This window comes from Thalassospira profundimaris (genome assembly GCF_003326675.1).
In the GTDB taxonomy this organism is placed as follows: Bacteria; Pseudomonadota; Alphaproteobacteria; order Rhodospirillales; family Thalassospiraceae; genus Thalassospira; species Thalassospira aquimaris.
On sequence record NZ_JPWF01000020.1, the window covers coordinates 43,817 to 67,003 of the forward strand.

Sequence of the window (23,187 nt, forward strand, 5' to 3'; positions counted from 1 at the left end):
GCCGAGCCTGAATTGGCTTAGCCTTTGGTAACCGAGCGACCGGTTGCACCAAGATCCTTGAACGCTTCTTCGAGGCGGGCTGCCATCGAAAGTTCAGCTTCACGAACCCACATGCGCGGGTCATAGTTCTTTTTGTACGGTTTATCCGTTTCCGGATCGACCTGATACTTGAAGGCACGTGCATTGGCTTCGACATATTCGCCAACCGGGCGGGAATATGCGAACTGGGTATCGGTATCGATATTCATCTTGAAGACGCCGTAACCGACTGCTTCTTCGATTTTCTCTTTTTCCGAACCGGAACCGCCGTGGAACACGAAGTCCAGCGGACGATCACCAAGGCCATGTTTCTCGGAAACGAATTTCTGGCTTTCCAGAAGGATTTCCGGGCGCAGCTTTACGTTACCCGGCTTGTAGACACCGTGAACGTTGCCAAATGCCGCTGCGACCGAGAAATGGCCAAGCGGAGAAAGGCGACGATAGGCTTCTTCAACTTCTTCCGGACGGGTGTAAAGGCGCGGATCGATCTCGTCGCTTGAGGTATCAAGCTCGTGACCAATACCGTCTTCTTCGCCACCGGTAACGCCCAGTTCGATTTCCAGACTCATTTCGATGGCGGACATGCGCTTCAGGAAGGTTTCGCAGGTCGACAGGTTGTCTTCGAGCGATTCTTCGGACAGATCAAGCATGTGCGAGCTGTAAAGTGCCTGGCCGGTTTCGGCATAGGCCTTTTCGCTCCATTTCAGCATTGCATCGACCCACGGAACGAACTTGCGGTTCGCGTGATCGGTATGCATGACAACAGCAACACCATAATATTCAGCAAGAAGCTGCGCATGACGGGCAGCCGAAACAGCACCAACAACACGGGCTGCATCAGCGTCCTTGATGCCCTTGCCAGCAAAGAACTGCGCGCCACCATTCGAAAGCTGAATGATGATGTCAGAACCGGCATTTGCAGCGGCTTCAAGAGCTGCGTTCAACGTGCTTGACGTTGTGATATTCACAGCGGGAAGGGCGTAACCGTCCTGTTTACAAGCAGCGACAAGGTCACGGTAGGCAGCACCGGTAACAACACCGGGTTTAACGGAAGGCATGTGGGTACTCCTCCTGGGGGTCAGAGTAAAACAGGCGCCCCCGTGCGAACCGACTGATCCGCGGCAAGGGCAATCCTCAAAGAGCCCAATGCATCTTCCATATGCTGCGTCAGGTCAAGATTTTCCGTTATAGACTTTAGGAAAAATTGCTGTTCACGAAGGCAAAGACCATCGTGATCGGGTTCATCATCGGTCCGGATGATCTCGTCAATCCGTGTAAATTCACCGTTGTGATCAGTATCAGCATGATGCAACCGCAAGGCATTCGTTTTGGTATGGGTATCAATATCAGCCGAACCGGCGCCTTTTTCTTCGACATCGGTAATCGACACGCAGCCTTTGGGACCAATCACATCCTTCACAAAGAAGGCGGTTTCACTGATCATCGGTCCCCAGCCGGCTTCGTACCAGCCAACCGACCCGTCATCGAAGCGGACCTGTAATTGACCGTAGTTATACATGTCCGGTGCGACGTCTTCGGACAGGCGCACGCCAATTGCGTTGACCGACACCGGCTTGGCACCCGTCATCAGGCACATGATATCAAGATAATGCACGCCACAATCAACAATGGGCGATACGCTGTTAAGCAATCGTTTGTGGGTTTCCCAGAAAGCACCGCTGCTTTGCTGATTAAGGTTCATGCGCATGACAAGCGGTTTGCCAAGGGTCTTGGCAATTTCGACGAACTTTTCCCAGGACGGGTGATGACGCAGGATGTAACCGATAACAAGCTTGCGGTCATGTTTGCGGGCACTGGCCACAACCCGCTCGGCATCCTCGACAGTGGCAGCAAGCGGCTTCTCGATAAAAACATGCGCACCGGATTCAAACGCCGCGATGGCAAAATCGGCATGTGTTTCGGTATAGGTGTTGATTGACACCGCATCCGGCTTGGTTGTCTCCAATGCCGTATAAAAATCGGTGAATTGCGGATAGTCGGCAAAACCATCAGGAAGCTTGTCTACCGGGATTTCGGAACGGGCACAAATGCCTACGATTTCGTATCCATCCAATGCGTGATAGGCCTTTGCATGGGGCATGCCCATATTGCCAAGACCAATAACAAGAATACGAACCGGCTTCATTTTGTGCCTCCTGAATACCTGATAGATTATTGATTGTTTTAGTTATTCTGCGCCGTTGATCCAGTTGCGGGTAACTTGGTAGCTGTCATCAAACAGGATGATATCGGCCTGATATCCCGGTGCAATACGCCCCATTTTGTCGTCGAGTTTCATGAACTCGGCCGGATACAAGGATGCCATTCTAAGGGCTTCGCCAAGCTCGATACCGATCATTTCAACGCAGTTTTTAACCGCACTGATCATATCAAGGTCAGACCCGGCAAGTGTCCCGTCGGCCAAAGCGCAACGACCGTCAGTTGCAATGATCTCCTCGCCCCCCAGGACAAAGCGTTTGTCAGCGGCACCAACTGTGGGCATGGCATCCGTCACCAGCATGATTTTACCGGTGGCTTTGGCCGTTACAGCAATCTTCACCGCCGCCGGATGGACGTGATAGCCATCAACGATCAGTCCGCACCAGGTATTGTCATCGGCCATTGCCGCACCAGCAACACCGGGCTCACGATGGGTCAGGGGGCTCATGGCGTTAAACAGATGGGTAAAGCCCCGCATACCTTCGCCAATGGCATCCTGAACGTCGTTATAGGTACCAGCGGTGTGACCGGCGCAAACCAGAACGCCTTTATCGGCAAGTTTGGCAATGGTGCCCTTGGCCGCTTTTTCAGGCGCCATGGTGACCAGGATCTTGCCATTCGACAGACGGGTTAGAAGTTCAATCGCGTCTTCTTCCATCGGACGGATGATTTCGGCGGAATGAACGCCTTTGCGTTCTTTATTCAGATACGGACCTTCAAGGTGAATGCCGACAATACCGGGAACGCCGGCGTCGATGGCGTCACCAACCCCTTTAATCGCGGCTTCCATCTTGTCGCGATAATCAGTGATCAGGGTCGGCAGCATTGCCGTCGTGCCGAATTTCCGATGCGCTTCCATGATCGCACGCACACCGTCAATATCAGGCTGATCGTTTAACAGAACCCCGCCGCCGCCATTGACCTGAACATCAATCAGGCCAGGGGCCAGTATTTGGCCCTTGGCATCAATGACATCGATATCAGCGGGCAGGGCATCTGCATCACAAACTGCATCAATTTTGCCATGACGCACAATGACCGCTTTCCCGTCGAGAAATTCAGTCCCGTCGAAAACACGGGCATTGGTAATGGCAAAATTGGTCATTAGTGGGTCTCCGTCACTTTCGAAAGGTGCGGCGGTGCATCCGGATTGCAACCACGCGCCAAGGCAACACTTTCCGCAAGCGTGTAGAAAGTCTGGATCATGGTGATCGGTGCAAGTAACGGGTGGATATCCTCGACCACCGGAAGGTGACCCTTGATATCGGCATAGCCCGTCTCTGCGGCAAACAGATTGTCTGTTTTCGCCCGCATTTCGGTCAGGAAGTCTTCAACACTATCGCGTGACGCATCCTGCTGGGAAAAGACCAGCATCGGGAATGTCGGCGTTACCAGCGCCATCGGGCCGTGCTTGACTTCAGCTGCGCTGAAAGCTTCGGCGTGCAAGCTGCTGGTTTCCTTGAATTTAAGGGCAGCCTCCTGTGCAATCGCAAATGCCGGCCCGCGTCCGATCACATAAAGGCCGCTGGACTTGGCAATCGTGTCCGACGCGCCAAGCCAATCCTGATTAAGCGCGGTGCCAAGTGATTGCGGCAAATTGCCAAGACCCTTGTTAAAAGCATCATCCTGCGTCCAGGCACCGACAATCTGTGCAATCGCTGACAAGGTCGCGATATAGGACTTGGTGGCGGCAACACTGGTTTCCGGGCCGGCCATAAGCGGGATCACGTGATCAACCGTATCAGCGAGCGGGGAGTCCACCACATTGACAAGTGCGACCGTACGCGCACCCGCATCGCGGGCGGCTTCGGCATTCTTCACCAGATCGGGGCTTTTCCCGGACTGTGATACCGCAATGAAAAGCGCGTCCTTGGAGGCGATAGAACGATTGTAAATCGAAACGATTGATGGTGCTGCGGACACAACAGGAATGCCAAGCTGGCTTTCGATCAGGTATTTGGCATAAAGCGTTGCGTGGTCCGAGCTGCCACGACCACATGTGACGACGAATTTCGGCGGGTTGTTGCGCAGGTCTTCGGCAAGCTTGGCAATTGCATCCTGATTATGTGCAAGTTGCTTTGCGACAACTTCCGGGGCTTCTGCCAATTCGCGGCCCATTTGCGTTTTCGGGCGCCAACTTGTCGTCATTTGCTCTGTTCCCTAGGTTATGAATGAACGGCCAAACTGACAGAGTCAGCGGGCATCCACCTGCATTTCAGCAATAAAGTCGTAACTGTCACCGCGGTAATAGGACCGGGTGAATTCAACCGGCGTACCATTGGCCAGAAAAGAGCGGCGCTCGATATAAAGCGCGGCACTGCCATCCGGAACACCAAGAATTTTGGCTGTTTCGCCGTCAAAAAGTTCAGCCCGAAGACGCTGCAAGGCACGTTCGGGTTTCTTGTTGTATTTGGCCAGCGCGTCATAAAGCGATTTGTCGACTTCATCCGGGCTGGGCAGAAAGGCCCGCGGGATTACCGCATACTCAAGGGCCATCGGCTTGTCGTTTGCGGTACGCAGACGGCGCAAGCGGGTAACTTCGGTGCCGGGCGACAAATTAAGTGCCATGGCTTCTTCAGGCGATGCATGCCCCAATGTCTTTTCCAGCCATACGGCGCCCGGGTCCATACCGCGTGTAATCATATCTTCGGTAAAGGATGTCAGGCGTGACAGGGCCTGTTCAACGCGCGGGGCAACAAAGGTCCCCGCACCATGGCGCTGAACCAGAACGCCTTCCTCGACCAATGCCCGCATCGCATTGCGCACAGTGACGCGTGAAATACCAAGTTCGGTGGCAAGATCGCGTTCGCTGGGCAGGGCATCATCAACCTGCAAAATGCCGTCATCGATCACGGATTTCAAAGCCGACTGCAAGCGGCGATAAAGCGGGCCGTTACCGGAATTTTCAATATCCCGGGTGCGCAGATTTTCGATGATGTCCGTTGTGGCGATCATGCAGCTGCTCTTTCATGCTGTTTGGCCAACAGGATCGCGCCATGCATGGCGTCATATTTGGCAGGCACCAACAAATTTGCGATATCAACGGGCATGCGTTTTGCCATTTGGTCGGCAAGCCCCCCCATAAGGGTCAGGTGCGGGGCACCGAACGCAACCAGCCTGCGCAAGATTGTCAGATTTGCATTTACGGCAAAATTCACAATGGCGGTTGCAGTTTGATCACCAGTTTCCTCGGCCTCGAAAACAAGTGGGCAAAATGCACCATAATCCGACGGGCGGGCTTTTTCGGCGAAAACCACAATGTTTTCAGGATTATTTTCGAACTTTTCCATCACAGCCACGGTAAGGTCGGTTTTTTCCGCCAATCCGTCATGGGCGAGCAGGGATGTCTCGATGGCGTTCCGGCCTATGCGCGCGCCACTGCCCAGATCTGATACCTCAAAACCCCAACCGGCCACCGAGAGTTCCTTGTCATCCATGATGGCCTGTCCGCAGGTGCCTGTGCCGACAATCAGGATCGCACCATTTTCACCGTCATGCGCGCCCAGACAAGCGGTATAGGCGTCTGTCGCAAAGCAGATGCTGGCAAATGGATGGGGATAGGATTGTGCGAGTTTTCGATCACGTTCCAGCGGAAGTCCGGCCAACCCCAGACCAGCATGAAGGTTTCCAAGATGCGAATCGTCCAATCCGGCATTGGAAAGTGCAAGAGATGCGACAGAAATGATTTCAGTGAAAACGTGGTCGACACCAAGACGTGTATTGGCACCGCCACCGACCGCTTCACCCAGCACTTTGCCGGACGCATTTGCAATCCGCACACGGCAACGCGTTCCGCCGCCATCAACACCAAGATAAAGCCGTTCGTTTTTCATTTCAGAGCAACTGCCTTCCCGTTTATGCCCGGAGCATAACAGAGTGGTATCTTAAAAATCAATACCAATATAAATCCACTATAGAGCGAAGTGGTCTGAAGTTGGAGTCAGTATATCTACGCACTCCATGTAGCGTCAGATACTTACAGTCGCATAATTAATTGTTTTATAAGTGAATATAACCTGTAGCTGCTTTCAATTGCGAAATTATTTACGAAGTGGCTTGCGCCGCTGGTATCACAATGGTATTTAATTTGGAGAGGGAGACGGAAAAATGGCATCACGCACAGAAGAATTTGATTCGCGATTTGCCGGGTTGGACCAATGGTCCGACGCCGATTTCCTTATGGCCTTGTGGGAAGGCCAGATGCGCGCTGTGGCTTCGGTTGGTCCAGTCCTGGGGGATTTGGCTACAGCCGCAAACGGGATTGCGCGTCGCCTGGGGGGCGGCGGGCGTCTCGTTTATGTCGGTGCTGGCACATCTGGCACTGTTGCCTGGCAGGATGCCAAGGAGCTTGGCGGCACATTCGGCTGGCCCGAAGAGCATACCATTGTCATGCTGGCTGGCGGTTTACAAAGCTCCCCCAATGAGTTCAACGGCGCAGAAGACGACATTGAACTGGCGGCACGCGAAATCTTCGCCCACAATATCTCTGAAAATGATGCGATCATTGCAATCGCGGCCAGTGGCTCGACGCCCTATACGGTACGTGCGCTTGAACTTGCGCGTGAACGCGGCGCTTTCACGGTCGGAATTTGCAACAATCCCGATGGTCATATCCTCGGGATTGTCGATAGCGGCATCTACCTTGAAAGCGCGCCCGAAGTTGTCGCAGGCTCGACCCGAATGGGGGCCGGGACCGCGCAAAAGGCGGCATTGAACATTTTGTCGACCCTGGTCATGAATAAGCTTGGTCGGCTGTTTGACAATTTGATGGTCGGCATGCGCGCAGAAAACATCAAGCTGCATGACCGGGCCATTCGCATCGTGGCGCATATTGCGTCGTGCAATCATGACATTGCCAAAGATGCACTTGAAAAATCGGATTTTGACATTCGTTCGGCGGTGCTTGTGGTCAAAGGCCACGCACCGGACCGGGCAAAAGAAATTCTTGCGCTGTCTAATGGAAATCTCCGGGCAGCACTTGAGTACAGGAACTGACATCAACACGGTGCCAGTCCGCCGACATTGATCAGAGGAGGCATAAATGTCGAATAAAGTCTTAGCAAAAGGCCTGGCAGGGGCCCTGGCGGCAAGTGTCGCCCTGGTTCCGTTGATGGCATCCGCTGGCGATCTCGTCATCGAAAGCTGGCGTAACGATGATATTGATATCTGGAATGAAAAAATCATTCCGGCCTTCAACAAAGCCCACCCGGACATCAAAGTGTCGTTCAAACCGACCCCGCCGACCGAATATAACGCATCGGTCAATGCCAAGCTGGCTGGCGGTACTGCCGGTGACCTTATTACCTGCCGCCCGTTTGATGCGTCGCTTGAGCTGTATAAACAGGGCAACCTTGCTGCTCTTGATGATCTCAAAGGCATGGACAACTTCTCAGACGTTGCCAAATCCGCTTGGCAGACCGATGACGGCGCAGTGACCTTCTGCTTGCCGATGGCATCGGTTATTCACGGCTTCATTTATAACAAGGAAGCCTTCAAAGAAGTTGGCGTCGAAGTTCCGAAGACCCGTGAAGAGTTCTATGCTGCTCTTGATAAAATCAAGGAAGAAGGCAGCTACATCCCAATGGCCATGGGCACTGCGGACCAGTGGGAAGCAGCTACCATGGGCTTCCAGAATATTGGCCCGAACTATTGGGATGGTGAAGCCGGCCGTAAAGCGTTGATCGATGGCAGCGCGAAATTCACCGATGCGGCCTATGTCGACACCTTCAAGGAACTGGCAAGCTGGAAAAACTATCTGCCGGACGGCTATGAAGCCATTTCCTATCCGGATGCACAGAACCTGTTCTCGCTTGGTCGTGCAGCTGTATATCCGGCTGGCTCCTGGGACATTTCACTGTTCAATAACCAGGCTGATTTCGAATTTGGTGCATTCCCGCCGCCCGCAGCGGCAGGTGCCAACACCTGCTATATCAGTGACCACACCGACATTGCACTTGGTCTGAATGCAGATTCCAAAAATGCCGCCGAAGCCAAACTGTTCCTGGAATGGATGACGGGTTCGGAATTCGCAGAACTTTATTCCAACGCTTTGCCGGGCTTCTTCTCGCTGTCGAACCACAAGGTCGAAGTTACCGACCCGGTTGCCAACGAGTTCGTAAGCTGGCGTCAGAAGTGCGAGTCTACCATTCGTAACTCGTACCAGATCCTTTCGCGTGGCACGCCGAACCTTGAAAACGACCTGTGGAACCTCTCCGCTCAGGTCATCAACGGTACGCTGACCCCGGAAGAAGCAGCCGGTGCTGCCGAAGCCGGTCTTGCGAAGTGGTATGCTCCGCACCAGTAAAAATATTGAAAGGATGGCGGAGCCGTTTGGTTTCTGCCATCCTTCCATTATCGCCCTTGCAGGTGCCCCAAAACCGGGCGACACCAACGTGACCGCCGGGCGAGATAGAGCGGTCTTTTAATGAAGAAGGCACAGCAAAGCCTTCAATCCTTTTAATCTTGGATAACAGGACAGGGTATGGCGCATTCAGGCCCCATGACCGATTGGCGCAAGGCTAAATTGCCTGTGATTGCCTTTCTGGCTCCAGCAACGATCATTTACACACTGTTTATGATCTATCCGTTGCTTGATTCAATTCGTCTGAGTTTCTATGCCACGCCAAGCGGCGGTGAAGCTGCTTTTGTCGGATTGGACAATTATCGCACAATTCTGGCAGACCCGGACTGGTCGTCAACCTTCTGGAACAGCTTTTGGAACAACATGAAGTTCTTTGCCGTTCATATGCTGATCCAGAACCCGATCGGTATTGCTCTGGCCGGTATCCTGAGTCTTCCGCAATTGCGGTTCCGCAACACCTATCGCACCATGATGATCATGCCGACCATGCTTTCGGTCGTAATCGTTGGCTTCATCTGGCAGCTGATCCTTAGCCCGGTCTGGGGTGTTGGTGCTGATCTGCTTGATATTATCGGATTGAAATCCCTGTTTGGGCCTTGGCTTGGTAAAGAAGGCAGTGCTTTGATCACGCTGTCATTCATCTCGGTTTGGCAGTGGGTTGGTATTCCTTTAATGCTGATTTATGCGGCTTTGCTCGCGATCCCGGATGATCTGGTTGATGCAGCGATTGTTGATGGCGCATCCCATTTCGAAGTGTTCATTCACATCAAGCTGCCACTTGTTCTGCCGACTGTTGCAATGGTTTCTATTTTGACTTTTGTCGGCAACTTCAATGCCTTCGACCTGATATATGCAGTCAAAGGTGCGCTGGCGGGCCCGAATTTCTCGACCGACATCATGGGCACCTTGTTCTATCGCACGTTCTTTGGCTATCAGTTGCAGCTTGGCAATCCGCATCTTGGCGCCACGGTTGCGTCCCTGATGTTCCTGATCATTCTGGCAGGCGTTCTTTTCTATCTGTTCGCCATTCAGCGCCGCCTGGCGCGCTATCAGCTGTAATCGGGGGCGATGATGAGTTTTTCCAACATTCGCAGAGAAGACGCCAGCCGTGCCGTAATCGTGCATGCGATCCTTCTGACCTATACACTGGTGGCGCTGTATCCGATTTTTCTGGTTGTGATCAATGCCTTCAAAACCAGAAAGGGCATCTTCAAGGACCCGATGGGCCTGCCAAACGCGGACACGTTCAGCCTTGAAGGTTTCACCAAGGTTCTGGCGAAATCGGATTTCGAACTGTTTTTCTATAACAGCTTCAGCGTGACGATCATTACGATCGTGATTGTTCTGCTGCTTGCCGCAATGGCTGCATGGGCGCTGTCGGAATACAAATTCCCCGGCAACACTGTACTGGCCCTTTATCTTGCCATTGGCATTATGGTTCCGATCCGCCTTGGTTCGGTATCGATCCTGAACCTGATTGTTGACCTTGGACTGATCAACACACTGACAGCGCTTGTAATGGTCTATGTGGCGCAGGGATTACCGTTGGCGATCTTTATCCTGACCGAGTTCATGCATCAAATCCCCAAGGATTTGAAGGAAGCCGCAAGATGTGACGGGGTCGGGGAGTTCAAGATTTTCTTTGCGATTATCTTGCCGCTGATCCGTCCGGCTGTTGCAACCGTTGCCGTCTTTACCATGATCCCGATCTGGAATGATCTTTGGTTCCCGCTGATCCTGGCACCAGGCGATGGTAAGCAGACCATCACCTTGGGCGTGCAGCAATTCATCGGACAGTATGTAACGGACTGGAATGCGGTTCTGGCATCCCTGAGCCTTGCGATCATCCCCATTTTGGTACTTTACCTGATTTTCTCCCGACAACTCATTCGCGGCCTGACATCCGGCGCGGTGAAGTAACTGTTGGCTGATAGGAGCTTTGAATAAATGGCTGACTTGAAACTTGACCAGATCCGCAAAAGCTATGGCGCTGTGGATGTGTTGCACGGTATCGATCTCGACGTGAAGGATGGCGAGTTCGTGGTGTTTGTCGGGCCGTCTGGCTGCGGCAAATCGACGTTGCTGCGGATCATCGCCGGACTTGAGGAAATCACCGGCGGCGACCTTATGATTGACGGCGAGGTGGTAAATACCAAAAGCCCGCGTGATCGTGGGATCGCCATGGTATTCCAGTCCTATGCGCTTTATCCGCATATGACTGTCTATAAGAACATGGCCTTCGGGCTTAAGCTTGATAAACAGGACAAGGCAGCAATTGATGCCCGGGTACGGGAAGCAGCCCGCATCCTTCAGCTTGATCAGTTGCTTGACCGACGCCCGTCGGAGCTTTCCGGTGGTCAGCGCCAGCGCGTGGCAATCGGTCGCGCCATTGTGCGCCAGCCGAAAGTTTTCCTGTTTGACGAACCACTTTCAAACCTTGATGCGGCATTGCGTGTTCAGACGCGTATCGAAATCGCCAAGCTGCATCAGGATCTGAAATCCACCATCATTTATGTCACCCACGATCAGGTCGAAGCGATGACGCTTGCTGACAAGATTGTTGTAATGAATGGCGGCAATGTCGAGCAGGTCGGCTCCCCGATGCAGCTGTATCATCACCCGGAAACCCGCTTTGTTGCCGGCTTCATCGGCTCACCCGCCATGAACTTCACCAAAGTTACTATCGACGCGGTCGAGGAGGGCAAAGTAACGGTTGCCATTCCTGGTGGAATTAAATCGGTGTTACCGTTTGATGTGCCTTCAGCTGCTGTCGGCCAGCAGGTCGAACTTGGCATCCGCCCGGAACACCTTGCCTTGGGTGACGTGGGTGAATTGACCGTCAGTGGCGTGGTTGATGTTGTCGAAAAGCTTGGCGATTCAACCTATCTGTATCTCAATCTGGCGAACGGCGATCGCGTCACTGTCCGCGCGCCCGGTCATAGCCGGGTGAAAATGGGCGATACAGTTACCGCGTCTGCACCGGCAGGCGCCGCGCATCTGTTTAACGGCGAAGGAAAGGCCTTTACCAAGGTCGATTGCCCGGCAGAGTTCAGCGCTGATGATATCTAGCAGGATTAGCTTATCCGCCGATGACAGATAAGCTTTGAATAATGAGGTTCTGCTGTTTTTTCAGCAGAACCTCATTTGTTTACGGGCAACCGTTGCGGTCGACCTGCCGTCAACAGGCTTGATTATATGGGGGATGCATCTGCTTCCGGAATTTGATTAGCCGTCGCGAGCAGGATGTTACTTTTTGATTTCGCAAACGAAAGTCCGAGATGACGCATGTCGCTTCGTTTAATCATCTCAAGCTCGGAAAAATTTCGATAAAACCGGAATTCTGAACATCGTTTAGAATCATCAATTTACAGCAATAACATTAGGGTTTCTGCAGTATGCAGACCGTAAGCCAGACGGCTTTCCAATTCGTGCGGTCGAAAGGCTTTCATACTCAATCAATTTATGAGATGTTCATTCGAACATTTGACGGGGTCGAACGCACTACAAATATCAATAATAGACGGTCTGAAAGATACTTTCGCACATCAAAAGTAAATTTCCGAAAACTGTCACTTGAGGAAACGTCCCCCTCAGATGAAAACGAAGGTGTTGCGGAAAGTCGAACAACAGGCGGCTTTTCGTGCAAAGTTTTTATTTGGGAGCTAACAGATCATGTTTCGCAAGACACTTATGGCTGCTGCTGCCGTGTTTGCCCTTGGCAACACTGCACAAGCAGCAACCGAGATCACCTGGTGGCACGCAATGGACGGCGCGCTTGGCGGTGTAGTTGATCAAATCACTGCCGACTTCAACGCTAGCCAGTCCGAATACCACCTCGTGGCGGTCAACAAAGGCGGTTACGAAGACACCATGACCGCTGGCATCGCGGCTTTCCGTGCCAAGAACCAGCCGAACATCATCCAGATCTTTGATGCCGGTGCTGCGACCATCATCAACGCCAAGGGCGCTGTTAAACCGGTTCAGGACCTCCTGGAAGAAAACAACGTCAAATTTGACATCAACGATTACATTCCGGGTGTTCGTTACTTCTATGCCGATTCTGACGGCAAGATGATCGGCATGCCGTTCAACAGCTCGACCCCGCTTCTGTATTACAACAAAGAAGCCCTTGCCAAAGCAGGTGTCGACGTTCCGAAAACCTGGGAAGAATTCGAAGCAGCAGCGCCGAAGCTCAAAGAAGCTGGTTACACCGCGCTTGCCCAGTCCCACAGCCCGTGGATCTTCTTCGAAAACTTCATGTCCCGTCACAACCTTCAGATGGCAACTGCCAACAACGGTTATGACAGCACCGATGTCAAAATTCTGTACAACAACGATGCTCTGAAAGATCACTGGCAGCACGTCAAGGATTGGAAAGACGCAGGTTACTATGGCTATTACGGCCGTGCATGGGGTGCGAACCAGGATGCGTTCGTTCAGCAGCAGGTTGCAATGTGGATTGGCTCGTCCGGTTCCTTCGGTGGCCTTCGCAAATCCGCACAGTTTGACTTTGGCACTTCGACCCTTCCGTACTGGAAAGGTGTTGGCGATGCACCGAAATCGACCTTCATCGGTGGTGCTTCGCTGTTTGCCTTCTCTGGCCACAGCGCAGAACAGGATGCCGGCGTTGCCGCATTCTTCCAGTTCCTGACCAAACCGGAAACCCAGTATTACTGGCACAAAGAAACCGGTTATGTTCCGATCACCAACGCTGCTTATGAGCTGGCGAAAAAAGACGGCTACTACAAAGAAAGCCCGGATGCAGAAGTCGGCATTCTGCAGCTGTCTGAAGAAGGCGGCGAGTGGACCAAAGGTTACCGCCTTGGTTTCTACGTTCAGATCCGTGAAGTTATCTATCGTGAAGTCGACAAAATCATGAACGGCGAAGAAACCGTTGATGCGGCTTTCAACACGATCGAAGAAGAAGCTAACGGCCTTCTGAAGCGCTTCAACGATACCTATTCGAACTAATCTGCTTTGCGCAAATCCAGGGCGGCCCTTGCTGGTCGCCCTGTTTTGCTTTTTTCAGACGTGATTAATGGTGGCGTAGGCGATGAAGCGCGTACAATTTGAACACAGCGCGGTGCCCTATCTTTTTGTTGCACCCCAAATTTTGATTATTTCCATATTCTTCCTGTGGCCAGCAGCCCAGGCGGTCTACCAGTCCTTCCTGCTTGAAGACGCCTTTGGTATGTCTTCGCAGTTTGTCTGGTTCCGCAATTTTGAAGATGTTCTTTCAAGCTCATCCTGGACCCGGTCGGCCGTGTTTACGGTCGTTTTCTCGGTTTTGGTGGCGGTGATTTCGATCACGCTATCGCTGTTTTTGGCGGTGCGTGCAGATGAAGTCATCCGCGGAGCAAAATCCTATCGCACGATGTTGATGTGGGGATACGCGATCGCGCCACCCGTTGCCGGACTTTTGGGTAACATGATGTTCAACCCGTTGATGGGCGACCTTTACAAAGCTTTCAACAGCTTCGGGTTCGAATTCAACCATATCCAGAACGCCAATGACGCAACCTTTGTCGTCATCCTGATTGCCGTCTGGAAACAGGTCAGTGTGAACTTCATTTTCTTCCTTTCCGGCCTTCAGGGCATTCCTAAATCGGTTCAGGAAGCTGCGACACTTGATTGCAAAAGTGCTGAACGTCGTTTCTGGACGATCACATTCCCGCTGTTGGCACCGACGACCTTCTTCCTGCTGGTCATTAACCTGACATACGCATTCTTTGAAACGTTTGGCATCATTGACGTTTCGACCAAGGGATCGCCAGGCGGCGCAACAGCAACACTTGTTTACAAGGTTTATGTCGATGGCTTCATCGGTGCCGATCTTGGCGGCAGTTCGGCCCAGTCGGTTTTGTTGATGATCATGGTCAGTGTTTTGACCGTGTTCCAGTTCCGTTTCATCGAACGCAAAGTGCATTACTAGGGGGCCACAATGTATCAGTCGAAATGGCGGATATTTACCAACCATACAATTCTGATCCTGGGTTCGCTGTTTATGATCATGCCGGTCTGGATCGCATTTGCATCATCAACCCATACCCGCGAGTTCATTTTCCAGAACGGCCTGCAATTCTGGCCGGGTGGACACATGATCGAAAACTACGGGGCGATCCTGTTTGATCCGTCTGCAACAAAGGGCAGAGTGACTGCGCTTGAAATGCTGTTTAACAGCATGGTGCTGGGCCTTGGCTTTGCGATTGGCAAAGTCATCATCTCGATGATGGCGGCTTATGCCATCGTCTATTTCCGGTTCAAGCTGGCCGTTCCGCTGTTCTGGGTCATTTTTTCGACCCTTTTGCTGCCGCTTGAGGTCCGCATCGTCCCGTCGTACGAAGTTGTGGCCAATCTTGGATTGCTTAACAGCTATACGGGCTTAATCCTGCCGCTGATTGCGTCCGCCACCGGCACATTCTTCTTCCGGCAGTTTTACCGTTCAGTGCCTGATGAGTTGCTTGAAGCCGCACGTCTGGACGGGGCAGGGCCAATCCGCTTCTTTATCGACATTCTGGTGCCGTTGTCGGTCACGATGATCGCTGCGATCTTCATCATCATGTTTGTCGTGGGTTGGAACCAGTATCTGTGGCCGCTTCTGATGACCACCGATGATCAGCTTTACACCATCGTGATTGGCATCAAGCAGGTTTACAACTCGCTTTATGAAGGCGGACAAATCCCGCAATTCCCAAAAGCATTTGCCCTGACAGTCATGGCAACCATTCCGCCGGTTCTGGTGGTGGTGATTTTCCAGCGCATGTTCATCAAGGGACTGGTCGAGACAGAGAAATAATCTCTGTCTCCCGGACTTTGACGAACCAAAACAACTGATCCGTACACAGGATACAACAATGGCAACAGTTACCCTTAAACAGGCTGAAAAAACGTACCCGAACGGGTACAAGGCAATTCACGGCATTGATCTTGCCATTCAGGATGGTGAATTCACTGTTCTGGTAGGGCCGTCGGGCTGTGGCAAGTCGACCTTGCTGCGCATGATCGCTGGCCTCGAAAGCATCTCGGACGGCGAAATCAGCATCGACGACAAGGTCGTGAACAAAGTCGCACCAGCGGACCGCGATATCGCGATGGTGTTCCAGAACTATGCGCTTTATCCGCATATGAATAACTATGACAATATGGCCTATGGCCTGCGGAACCGCGGTTACAGCAAGGCCGACATCGACAGCAAAGTCCGTGAAGCAGCACGTATTCTTCAGCTTGAAGATCATCTTGAGCGCAAACCACGTCAATTGTCAGGCGGCCAGCGTCAGCGTGTCGCAATGGGTCGTGCGATTGTTCGCCAGCCAAAAGTATTCCTTTTTGACGAACCGCTCTCAAACCTTGATGCCAAACTGCGCGTTGATATGCGCCTTGAAATCAAGAATTTGCAGCAGCGCCTTGGTGTAACGTCTGTTTATGTCACCCACGACCAAGTCGAAGCCATGACCCTGGCCGACCGCCTGATCGTCATGAATGGCGGCGTTGCCGAACAGATTGGCACCCCGATTGATATCTATGAAAAACCGGCAACCAAGTTTGTTGCCGGCTTCATCGGATCGCCCGCCATGAACTTCCTGGCGGGTAAGATTTCAGGTGACTGCAAGCACGTCACAATTGGTGAAGGCGTTAGGCTGGATCTTGATCATGATGTCAGTGCGGACCAAACTGTGACGGTTGGTATTCGTCCCGAACATCTCAGCATCGCAGCCGACGGGCAGGGGCAGATTAATGCCGCTGTTCGCATGGTTGAGTCCCTTGGTGCCGAAACGCTGGTCTATCTTGATTTCGGGACCGATGCGAACAACGTGACCTTGCGCCTTCAGGGGACACAGCAGTTTGTCAAAGGCGAAAAACTGAGCCTGACGATCCCGGCAGACAAGATCCATCTGTTTGATGTTGAGACCGGCAAACGCATCTGATTGCCAAATATCGACAAAATTTCAAACCTCCGGCGGGGAAACTCGCCGGGGGTATTTTTTGTTTCGGGAATCGGGCACTTTACCCTTGTCTCGGATGGTCTGAACGGGGTAGTTCGTATCAGCAAAGATGATGGAGGACACTGTGCAGCCAGACCTTAAAAAATCCCTGTATGACGAAGCTGAAAAAGAACTGATCAGCATCACCGAAGGGGAAACAAACGTCACAGCATTGATGGCGACAGTGTCCTGCATTTTGTCGCAGAAGTTCGATTATTACTTCTGGACCGGCTTCTATGTGGTTGATCCACAAAAAGAAAACGAGCTGATCGTTGGCCCATATCAGGGCACACTTGGCTGTCTGCGTATTCCGTTCGGGCGCGGTGTTTGCGGCACGGCCGCCGCAACACGCGAAACCCAGTTGGTTGAAGATGTACACGCCTTTCCGGGTCACATTGCATGCGACAGCAGATCGAACTCCGAAATCGTGGTGCCGGTCATCAATGGTGATGGACAGTTGATTGCGGTGCTGGACGTCGATAGTGTCGAATATGGCTCGTTTGATGAAACAGATCGCGTTTCACTTGAAACTTTAATGCAGCGCATTTTTGCGTAATGATAATTCACAAGCCCTGATCATTCGGGGCAGCGGACAACACAAACTTGGAAGATAACCCATGGCTGGTAGTGTCAATAAAGTCATTCTCGTCGGAAACCTCGGGCGCGATCCTGAAATCCGGTTCACCCAGGCCGGCAAGAAAATCGCCAATTTCAGCATTGCGACCTCCGAACAGTGGCGCGACCGTCAGTCTGGTGAACGCCGCGAGCGCACTGAATGGCACCGTATCGTTGTTTTCAACGAAGGCCTTGCCGATGTGGTTGAGCGCTTTGTGAAGAAAGGCAGCAAACTTTACATCGAAGGTCAGCTCCGTACCCGCAAATGGCAGGGACAGGACGGCAAAGACAACTACACCACCGAAGTTGTTCTCGAGGGCTTCAACTCCAACCTGACCATGCTTGATAACCGCGGCGAAGGCGGCGGCATGGGTGGTGGCATGGGCGGCGGCGCATCATCTGGCGGCGGCTATGGCGGCTCCGATGGTGGTTACGGCGGCGGCTCGGATGCCGGTTGGGGCAATGGTGGTTCGTCTGGTGGCGGTTCTGCACCGTCCGGCGCACCGGACCTCGATGATGAAATTCCGTTCTAAAACCTGACTTTTTCTGACAGCGCTTTTCAAACACCCCAAGGCAGTGCATGTTTTGGGGTGTTTTACATTGTGCCGCATCCGGGCGGCACGTTCGGTCCCCAAGTTCAATGATGCAGCAAACACAATGACATCGACTGAGACGCTTACCCTGGACGTCATAACGGAACGGGCTGAACGTGAACAAATAATTGCGCCGAACTTCAAGCAGGTAAAACTGACAAAAAAGTTCCTGCTTCCCAAGGTAAAGGAACTCGAAACCGATATGCTTCGATTGCGCGCTGAATTTGATCAGTCAACCAATCGCATGGCAACAAAGGGCAGCAAGACATATCCCGAAGGGTTCTGTCAGGAAATTACCATCGGGGTCATGGCAATCCTGCAAAGGGAATTGCCATCGGCAAGCACTCCCGGGCTTATGGCATTACGTGATTTTGTAGCAAATGGTGGTTTGGCCAAGCGGATCTGGGGAAACCTTCGTAATCAGTATTTTCAGAACGCGTTTCAGTTCGGCAGTCTGTATGTCGATGTTTCCAATGACACTGTGGTGATCACCAAGCCGAAGGTCGAAATCCTGCCAGTTTCCAAGGCACGCATGTTTCCGATTTCCGATTTTGACGGTTATGCCGATATTGCTGAAAAATACTGGAAAGGACAGGTTTTTCCAAACCGGGTTTTGCCGGACCTTGCCGTGATGTTTCCGATGTTTCTGATTACCACCACCGGAAAGGTCGAGCTGCATTCCAACTATCAGACAATCCTTTATCGGAATTTGCAGTTCGATTTTGCATTGGCCGAACGTTTTCTGTTCAAAAGCAAGCGTCGTGAAGATTGCCTGCCGGAATCCTATTTGACCAAGCTTGTCGACCGTTTCGGAGCCCTTGAAAACCCGGTTGATGACGTAACATTAAGACAGCATTTCGAAGCCGCCCGACAAAGTCAGTTGCGGTTCGATGCGACGCGTTGCCAAGCCATGCTTGATCGTGTTATCGCCTTACAAAATAATTAGAAATATTCTTGTTATAGGGAAACGGCATTCACTGTTGGAAGGCTGGTATATCCAAGTTGGTTGGACCTGTTTTTGGAACCCCGCGTATGGGGCAAAGCTATAGCGTTCAGGATTGCTCTTATGCTGTTATTCGAAACGGCGAGGGAAAAGTGGCGGTTGCCCGAACCCCAAAGGGTATTGTCCTTTTGGGCGGCGGCGTAGAGCCCGGTGAAAGCGAGCAGGAAGCGCTTTGTCGCGAAGCCTATGAGGAATCCGGATATCGCATCCGTATTCTGTCACGCCTTGGATTTGCGTCACAATATGTCAACAACGTCGCCAAAGGACGCTATCGCCTGAAACGCGGGACGTTCTTTGAATGTGAATTGACCGAAAAGCTTGGCCCACCGTTGGAAGACGATCATGAATTGATCTGGCTTTCCTATGACGAAGCCCATTCAAGCCTGATTCGGCAGTTTCACCAATGGGCGCTTGAATTTATCCGCTGATCTAGCCGCAACACTTCTTGAATTTCTTGCCCGATCCGCACGGGCAGGGATCATTACGCCCCGCCTTGGTGGTCGCCCCGTGAACGAATGGTCGTTCTGCTATTTCGTGATGTGATGCCGCTTCCGGGAAAATGCCATCAACATAAACCCACTTTCCGCCTCGACGCTCGAAATTGGAGCGCTCATGAAGCTGGCCGGTTTGGCCTTGCTCGACAAAGCTTGCAATGAATTCAACAATGCCGGTTTGATCCAGAACACCGCCCGCAACCCGATCAACGATTTCAAGCCCGGACCATTGGGTTGTGCCCTGTGCGACGGTATTACCATCAAAACCCGGCCGTTTTTCTTCTGCAAGTGTTCTGGTCAGATATGCACCATCCCGAAGATAGAACGCGCAATAACGCGACCGCATCAGTTTCTCGGCTGTTTCCGCATCACGCAGGCCCGCATGATACATCCCGCAACAATTGCCATAAGTCTGGTTGCTGCCGCACGGGCAGGGTGCAGTGGGTGAAAAGCCTGACATGCGCATCCTGATGTTTCGATGAATTGCAGAAGATCGACATTACTATAGCAACATCATCACCTGCACCAGAACGGCTAACTGGGCGGTTACCTTTTGGTCACCCTCATCGGGTGTATTCGACCATAAGTCATCCGTATTATCGATTTTGCGCAACTTGCCTTTGTTTCGCCTCATATCGATTTTACCGTGAATTTATTGGCCTTCTGGTAATCCGACAGCGTTTGTCGGTTATTGTGTCTAGGCGGCTGATATTGGATGATTAATATAACTGAAACACTGGTCAGAAGTTCTTGACTGATTTGGTCGGGTTTGGATATATTAAGAATTGCGGGTGGGGGCCCAAAGGCACCGCCGGATAAATGTCCGGCCTATTGGCGGACTTGTAAATTGTCGATTTGCTTCAAGTAAGGATGAGACACCATGAACGAACTTCTTATTAGCGTCTGCTGTCCTCTTCCATAGGGAACTATGGAACGAAAATGCGACCGGACCTTAAACATCTCCAATAACATTCCGGTCGTCCACGTGAATAAATTCACAACCGACAGTGTTCGCGCGTCATCTGATCTATGACGGACTCCGTATTCAATACAGATGTCGATGCGTGAACCTCTCAGGAGGACATTAGAATGAGCGCCATTAAAGTACCTGCTGTATCCCTCGAAGACGGTTTTTCAGGCTATCTGCGTGAAGTCTGGAAGTTCCCGATGCTTACTGCAGACGAAGAATATATGCTGGCCCACCGTTATCAGGACCATGATGACACTCAGGCCGCCCACAAACTTGTTACCAGCCACTTGCGCCTTGTCGCCAAGATCGCGTTTGGGTATCGCGGCTATGGCCTGCCAATGGCCGATCTGGTGGCCGAAGGCAATACCGGCCTGATGCGTGCGGTTCAGAAATTTGACCCGGAACGCGGTTTCCGTCTGTCGACCTATGCGATGTGGTGGATCCGTGCGGCTGTGACCGAATACATCCTGCAGAGCTGGTCAATGGTTAAGCTTGGCACGATGGCAGCGCAGAAAAAGCTGTTCTTCAGCCTGCGCAAAGCCAAACGTCAGCTGAATATCTATGACAATGGTGAACTTTCGCCAGAGGAAGCAGATCAGGTTGCCGAAAAGCTTGGCGTAACCGGTCGTGAAGCGCTTGAAATGAACCGTCGCCTTGCGGCACGTGATTTCTCGCTAAACACGCCGATGCCAAAAGACGAGGGGATGGAATATCTTGATACCCTGTCGTCCGATGCGCCAAGCCCGGAAGCCATTGTTGCAGACGCCGAGGAACGTGTTCTGCATAATGAAATGTTGAAGAATGCCCTTCATGAACTTCCTGAACGTGAGCAGGAAATTATCAAGGCACGCTTCCTGAGCGATGATCCGATCACGCTTGAAAAACTGGGCGAACATTTTGGCGTTAGCCGCGAGCGCGTCCGTCAGCTTGAATCCCGTGCTTTCAAGAAGTTGCAGGAAAGTGTTCTGACGCAACATGCAGCAGCTTGATGTGAAATCAGGCTACCCTGATAGAAAAGGCGGCACCACATGGTTGCCGCCTTTTTTGTGTTTGAACTTTCCGGAGCTGAAAGAAAAACTGCCTAGCGTCCTTCAAGTATGTCGCGTGACTTTGCAATGATCTCGATGGTCTTGTTCCAAAGGTTATAGTTGGTAACCTCGCTTACCTTGACCCATTTGGCATCCGCCGCGTCACCGCCCAGACAGATATCGGGGTTCAAGGCAACGGCGACAAAATCAACCAATGTGTAGTGGTATTCGATTTTGTCTTCTTCGGTCCGTGAAATCAGATCAACCGTATCGACCAGGATCGGATTGGAAATCTTGACGCCGGTTTCTTCCATCACTTCACGGCAGACGGCCTCGCGAACGGTTTCACCAAGTTCCTGCGCACCGCCAGGGATGCTCCAGCTGCCGGCATTTGGCTCCTTGCCACGCTGGATCAGAAGAACATGATCCTGATGCCAAACCACGGCCCCAACCCCGATAAGGGGGCGCGGCAAAAATGTGCGTTCATCATTTTCAGAATTCGTCATCATCATCTTCCAAATCATCGTCCATCGTCCGGATCAGGGACTTCGTAAACTGTTTGACCGGTCATTTCGCGGGCACGAATACCGGGAGTGCCAAGAAACTGGTCTTCGGATTCCGGGTGCAACGACATTACAAAATCACGGGCAGGGGCATCGCCAATGGCAAATTGGCGCGCCGTTTCATAATCCGGCGCCCGTACTTTGGCCGTTTTAATCCCGACCGAGCCATCACTGTCGTAAATATATTCGACTATCCAGACCTGCAAAACGTCTCCATAACCGTTCTGTTTGCGCATATGCGGTTTGTTGGTTGCGCCGCAAACTTGAATACTGCTATCACTTCAGGAAACGGGTAAACCCGATCCAATGTCGCAGCATTGCCATATTGTTACTTACAAATACCAAATGCCAAAGGCTATTCTTGCGAAATGGCTTTTGAATGCGACACTTCAGCACAGGTGATCAATGAACGCCAAGCGCGACGACACAAATGAGCCGGAAAATCAGGGTTCCGGTCATGCACTCCCCAGCCCGGGTGTATTTGCCCGTATGCGGGCCTATTTCCTGACCGGTGTTCTCGTCAGCGCGCCGCTTGCCATCACATTCGGACTTGCCTGGTGGTTTATCGAGTTCGTCGATAGCAAGGTCATTCCGCTGATCCCGGCACATTACAATCCGGAAACCTATCTTCCGGTCGGATATCAGGATTACGGTATTCCCGGGTTCGGTTTGCTGGTGATCCTTGTTTTCATCACACTTGTCGGCTGGTTCACTACAAACTTTGCTGGCCGAGCCCTGATCAAGCTTTATGAGCGTATTCTGGGCCGCATTCCGGCAGTCCGCAGCATCTATAGCGCGGTCAAACAGATCCTTGAAACCGTCCTTGCCAACCAGTCCAATGCATTCCGTCAGGCAGTATTGCTTGAATATCCGCGTCGCGGCATGTGGGCGATTGGCTTCATCACTGGTGAAACCAAGGGCGAGGTTCAAAATCTAACCGAAGATACCGTGATCAACATCTTCCTGCCGACAACGCCGAACCCGACATCTGGCTTTTTGCTGTTTGTTCCTCGCCGGGACATTGTCATTCTTGATATGACCGTCGAAGAAGCTATCAAAATGGTGATGTCTGGCGGGATTGTTACCCCGCCGGACCGTCGACCGGTCGAAGAACAAAAACATCCCAAGGTCGCCGCCAAGACCTATGAAAATGTCGACGTTCTGCGCGAAAAGGAAAATGTGCCCATTCTGGTGTCCCGCGATATTCCCGCCCGGATCGATCCGGAGGATGATGCCTCTGCCAAGGACGGTAAAACCCGCGAGGACGCGTAGGTTAAACACCATCATCAATGTGCCGTCCTAAAATAGGTTGACGGTTT

General features: G+C 52.1%; 24 protein-coding genes. 15 read left to right on the forward strand and 9 right to left on the reverse strand.

The features are described 5' to 3' along the window. Positions 1–17: 17 nt before the first annotated feature. The 6 genes from fbaA to TH19_RS20470 are packed head-to-tail and all read right to left on the reverse strand — an operon-like array spanning position 18 to position 6,092. Positions 18–1,097: a class II fructose-bisphosphate aldolase gene (gene fbaA, locus TH19_RS20445; protein ID WP_114104211.1), complete on the reverse strand. Its 1,080-nt coding sequence runs from the start codon at positions 1,095–1,097 to the stop codon at positions 18–20. Between the two features lie 20 nt (positions 1,098–1,117). Continuing rightward, positions 1,118–2,185, reverse strand: a complete 1,068-nt coding sequence (locus TH19_RS20450) for a Gfo/Idh/MocA family protein (protein ID WP_114104212.1) — start codon at positions 2,183–2,185, stop codon at positions 1,118–1,120. Positions 2,186–2,227: 42 nt separating this feature from the next. Then, positions 2,228–3,364, reverse strand: a complete 1,137-nt coding sequence (nagA, locus tag TH19_RS20455) for an N-acetylglucosamine-6-phosphate deacetylase (RefSeq protein WP_114104213.1) — start codon at positions 3,362–3,364, stop codon at positions 2,228–2,230. After that, on the reverse strand, positions 3,364–4,407 hold the full coding sequence (locus TH19_RS20460; RefSeq protein WP_114104214.1) for an SIS domain-containing protein: 1,044 nt from the start codon (positions 4,405–4,407) through the stop codon (positions 3,364–3,366). Before TH19_RS20460 ends, nagA begins: the two co-directional genes overlap by 1 nt. A gap of 45 nt (positions 4,408–4,452) precedes the next feature. Next, complete coding sequence (locus TH19_RS20465; RefSeq protein WP_114104215.1) at positions 4,453–5,214, reverse strand: GntR family transcriptional regulator; 762 nt, start codon at positions 5,212–5,214, stop codon at positions 4,453–4,455. Beyond that, positions 5,211–6,092, reverse strand: a complete 882-nt coding sequence (locus tag TH19_RS20470) for a glucosamine kinase nucleotide-binding domain-containing protein (RefSeq protein ID WP_114104216.1) — start codon at positions 6,090–6,092, stop codon at positions 5,211–5,213. Before TH19_RS20470 ends, TH19_RS20465 begins: the two co-directional genes overlap by 4 nt. A gap of 274 nt (positions 6,093–6,366) precedes the next feature. On the opposite strand from TH19_RS20470, the gene TH19_RS20475 reads away from it, so the two are divergent. From TH19_RS20475 to TH19_RS20535, 13 genes are all read left to right on the forward strand, one after another. Next, on the forward strand, positions 6,367–7,254 hold the full coding sequence (locus TH19_RS20475) for an N-acetylmuramic acid 6-phosphate etherase (protein ID WP_114104217.1): 888 nt from the start codon (positions 6,367–6,369) through the stop codon (positions 7,252–7,254). Positions 7,255–7,300: 46 nt separating this feature from the next. Further along, complete coding sequence (locus TH19_RS20480) at positions 7,301–8,563, forward strand: ABC transporter substrate-binding protein (RefSeq protein WP_114104218.1); 1,263 nt, start codon at positions 7,301–7,303, stop codon at positions 8,561–8,563. A gap of 177 nt (positions 8,564–8,740) precedes the next feature. Next, the gene (locus TH19_RS20485; protein ID WP_114104219.1) at positions 8,741–9,679 is read left to right on the forward strand and encodes a carbohydrate ABC transporter permease; all 939 of its coding nucleotides are present in this window, start codon (positions 8,741–8,743) and stop codon (positions 9,677–9,679) included. 12 nt (positions 9,680–9,691) lie between these two features. Further along, a complete protein-coding gene (locus tag TH19_RS20490; protein ID WP_258548061.1) occupies positions 9,692–10,540 on the forward strand; it encodes a carbohydrate ABC transporter permease in 849 nt (282 codons plus the stop codon). Positions 10,541–10,567: 27 nt separating this feature from the next. Continuing rightward, on the forward strand, positions 10,568–11,689 hold the full coding sequence (locus TH19_RS20495; RefSeq protein WP_114104221.1) for an ABC transporter ATP-binding protein: 1,122 nt from the start codon (positions 10,568–10,570) through the stop codon (positions 11,687–11,689). 603 nt (positions 11,690–12,292) lie between these two features. After that, positions 12,293–13,591: an extracellular solute-binding protein gene (locus TH19_RS20500; protein WP_114104222.1), complete on the forward strand. Its 1,299-nt coding sequence runs from the start codon at positions 12,293–12,295 to the stop codon at positions 13,589–13,591. 82 nt (positions 13,592–13,673) lie between these two features. Then, complete coding sequence (locus TH19_RS20505) at positions 13,674–14,552, forward strand: ABC transporter permease subunit (RefSeq protein ID WP_114104223.1); 879 nt, start codon at positions 13,674–13,676, stop codon at positions 14,550–14,552. A gap of 9 nt (positions 14,553–14,561) precedes the next feature. Then, a complete protein-coding gene (gene ugpE, locus TH19_RS20510) occupies positions 14,562–15,416 on the forward strand; it encodes a sn-glycerol-3-phosphate ABC transporter permease UgpE (RefSeq protein ID WP_114104224.1) in 855 nt (284 codons plus the stop codon). A gap of 58 nt (positions 15,417–15,474) precedes the next feature. Then, on the forward strand, positions 15,475–16,545 hold the full coding sequence (locus tag TH19_RS20515; protein ID WP_114104225.1) for a sn-glycerol-3-phosphate import ATP-binding protein UgpC: 1,071 nt from the start codon (positions 15,475–15,477) through the stop codon (positions 16,543–16,545). Positions 16,546–16,672: 127 nt separating this feature from the next. Continuing rightward, positions 16,673–17,158: a GAF domain-containing protein gene (locus TH19_RS20520; RefSeq protein ID WP_181846502.1), complete on the forward strand. Its 486-nt coding sequence runs from the start codon at positions 16,673–16,675 to the stop codon at positions 17,156–17,158. 61 nt (positions 17,159–17,219) lie between these two features. After that, the gene (gene ssb, locus TH19_RS20525) at positions 17,220–17,750 is read left to right on the forward strand and encodes a single-stranded DNA-binding protein (protein ID WP_114104226.1); all 531 of its coding nucleotides are present in this window, start codon (positions 17,220–17,222) and stop codon (positions 17,748–17,750) included. 124 nt (positions 17,751–17,874) lie between these two features. Beyond that, complete coding sequence (locus TH19_RS20530; RefSeq protein ID WP_147250802.1) at positions 17,875–18,756, forward strand: hypothetical protein; 882 nt, start codon at positions 17,875–17,877, stop codon at positions 18,754–18,756. Positions 18,757–18,812: 56 nt separating this feature from the next. Next, complete coding sequence (locus TH19_RS20535; protein WP_114104228.1) at positions 18,813–19,241, forward strand: NUDIX hydrolase; 429 nt, start codon at positions 18,813–18,815, stop codon at positions 19,239–19,241. A gap of 1 nt (position 19,242) precedes the next feature. Here TH19_RS20535 and TH19_RS20540 read toward each other — a convergent pair whose 3' ends face one another. Beyond that, positions 19,243–19,767 (reverse strand): YchJ family protein, encoded by a 525-nt coding sequence (locus TH19_RS20540; protein ID WP_114104238.1) that lies wholly within the window; start codon positions 19,765–19,767, stop codon positions 19,243–19,245. 629 nt (positions 19,768–20,396) lie between these two features. Here TH19_RS20540 and rpoH point away from each other — a divergent pair. Then, complete coding sequence (rpoH, locus tag TH19_RS20545) at positions 20,397–21,266, forward strand: RNA polymerase sigma factor RpoH (RefSeq protein WP_114104229.1); 870 nt, start codon at positions 20,397–20,399, stop codon at positions 21,264–21,266. A 92-nt stretch (positions 21,267–21,358) separates the two neighbouring features. Here rpoH and TH19_RS20550 read toward each other — a convergent pair whose 3' ends face one another. After that, complete coding sequence (locus tag TH19_RS20550; RefSeq protein ID WP_114104239.1) at positions 21,359–21,811, reverse strand: NUDIX hydrolase; 453 nt, start codon at positions 21,809–21,811, stop codon at positions 21,359–21,361. A 14-nt stretch (positions 21,812–21,825) separates the two neighbouring features. Further along, positions 21,826–22,104 carry a hypothetical protein gene (locus TH19_RS20555; protein ID WP_258548062.1) on the reverse strand — a complete coding sequence of 93 codons (279 nt, stop codon included), beginning with the start codon at positions 22,102–22,104 and terminating at the stop codon, positions 21,826–21,828. 169 nt (positions 22,105–22,273) lie between these two features. Between TH19_RS20555 and TH19_RS20560 the strand changes: the two genes are divergently transcribed. Then, positions 22,274–23,140 (forward strand): DUF502 domain-containing protein, encoded by an 867-nt coding sequence (locus tag TH19_RS20560; RefSeq protein WP_114104230.1) that lies wholly within the window; start codon positions 22,274–22,276, stop codon positions 23,138–23,140. The last annotated feature ends 47 nt before the right edge of the window (positions 23,141–23,187 follow it).

Bases quoted from the DNA above. Each gene is read 5' to 3' on its own strand.
- fbaA (WP_114104211.1), bottom strand. From the start codon at position 1,097: ATGCCTTCCGTTAAACCCGGTGTTGTTACCGGTGCTGCCTACCGTGAC.
- TH19_RS20450 (WP_114104212.1), bottom strand. From the start codon at position 2,185: ATGAAGCCGGTTCGTATTCTTGTTATTGGTCTTGGCAATATGGGCATG.
- nagA (WP_114104213.1), bottom strand. From the start codon at position 3,364: ATGACCAATTTTGCCATTACCAATGCCCGTGTTTTCGACGGGACTGAA.
- TH19_RS20460 (WP_114104214.1), bottom strand. From the start codon at position 4,407: ATGACGACAAGTTGGCGCCCGAAAACGCAAATGGGCCGCGAATTGGCA.
- TH19_RS20465 (WP_114104215.1), bottom strand. From the start codon at position 5,214: ATGATCGCCACAACGGACATCATCGAAAATCTGCGCACCCGGGATATT.
- TH19_RS20470 (WP_114104216.1), bottom strand. From the start codon at position 6,092: ATGAAAAACGAACGGCTTTATCTTGGTGTTGATGGCGGCGGAACGCGT.
- TH19_RS20475 (WP_114104217.1), top strand. From the start codon at position 6,367: ATGGCATCACGCACAGAAGAATTTGATTCGCGATTTGCCGGGTTGGAC.
- TH19_RS20480 (WP_114104218.1), top strand. From the start codon at position 7,301: ATGTCGAATAAAGTCTTAGCAAAAGGCCTGGCAGGGGCCCTGGCGGCA.
- TH19_RS20485 (WP_114104219.1), top strand. From the start codon at position 8,741: ATGGCGCATTCAGGCCCCATGACCGATTGGCGCAAGGCTAAATTGCCT.
- TH19_RS20490 (WP_258548061.1), top strand. From the start codon at position 9,692: ATGAGTTTTTCCAACATTCGCAGAGAAGACGCCAGCCGTGCCGTAATC.
- TH19_RS20495 (WP_114104221.1), top strand. From the start codon at position 10,568: ATGGCTGACTTGAAACTTGACCAGATCCGCAAAAGCTATGGCGCTGTG.
- TH19_RS20500 (WP_114104222.1), top strand. From the start codon at position 12,293: ATGTTTCGCAAGACACTTATGGCTGCTGCTGCCGTGTTTGCCCTTGGC.
- TH19_RS20505 (WP_114104223.1), top strand. From the start codon at position 13,674: ATGAAGCGCGTACAATTTGAACACAGCGCGGTGCCCTATCTTTTTGTT.
- ugpE (WP_114104224.1), top strand. From the start codon at position 14,562: ATGTATCAGTCGAAATGGCGGATATTTACCAACCATACAATTCTGATC.
- TH19_RS20515 (WP_114104225.1), top strand. From the start codon at position 15,475: ATGGCAACAGTTACCCTTAAACAGGCTGAAAAAACGTACCCGAACGGG.
- TH19_RS20520 (WP_181846502.1), top strand. From the start codon at position 16,673: ATGATGGAGGACACTGTGCAGCCAGACCTTAAAAAATCCCTGTATGAC.
- ssb (WP_114104226.1), top strand. From the start codon at position 17,220: ATGGCTGGTAGTGTCAATAAAGTCATTCTCGTCGGAAACCTCGGGCGC.
- TH19_RS20530 (WP_147250802.1), top strand. From the start codon at position 17,875: ATGACATCGACTGAGACGCTTACCCTGGACGTCATAACGGAACGGGCT.
- TH19_RS20540 (WP_114104238.1), bottom strand. From the start codon at position 19,767: ATGTCAGGCTTTTCACCCACTGCACCCTGCCCGTGCGGCAGCAACCAG.
- rpoH (WP_114104229.1), top strand. From the start codon at position 20,397: ATGAGCGCCATTAAAGTACCTGCTGTATCCCTCGAAGACGGTTTTTCA.
- TH19_RS20550 (WP_114104239.1), bottom strand. From the start codon at position 21,811: ATGACGAATTCTGAAAATGATGAACGCACATTTTTGCCGCGCCCCCTT.
- TH19_RS20555 (WP_258548062.1), bottom strand. From the start codon at position 22,104: ATGCGCAAACAGAACGGTTATGGAGACGTTTTGCAGGTCTGGATAGTC.
- TH19_RS20560 (WP_114104230.1), top strand. From the start codon at position 22,274: ATGAACGCCAAGCGCGACGACACAAATGAGCCGGAAAATCAGGGTTCC.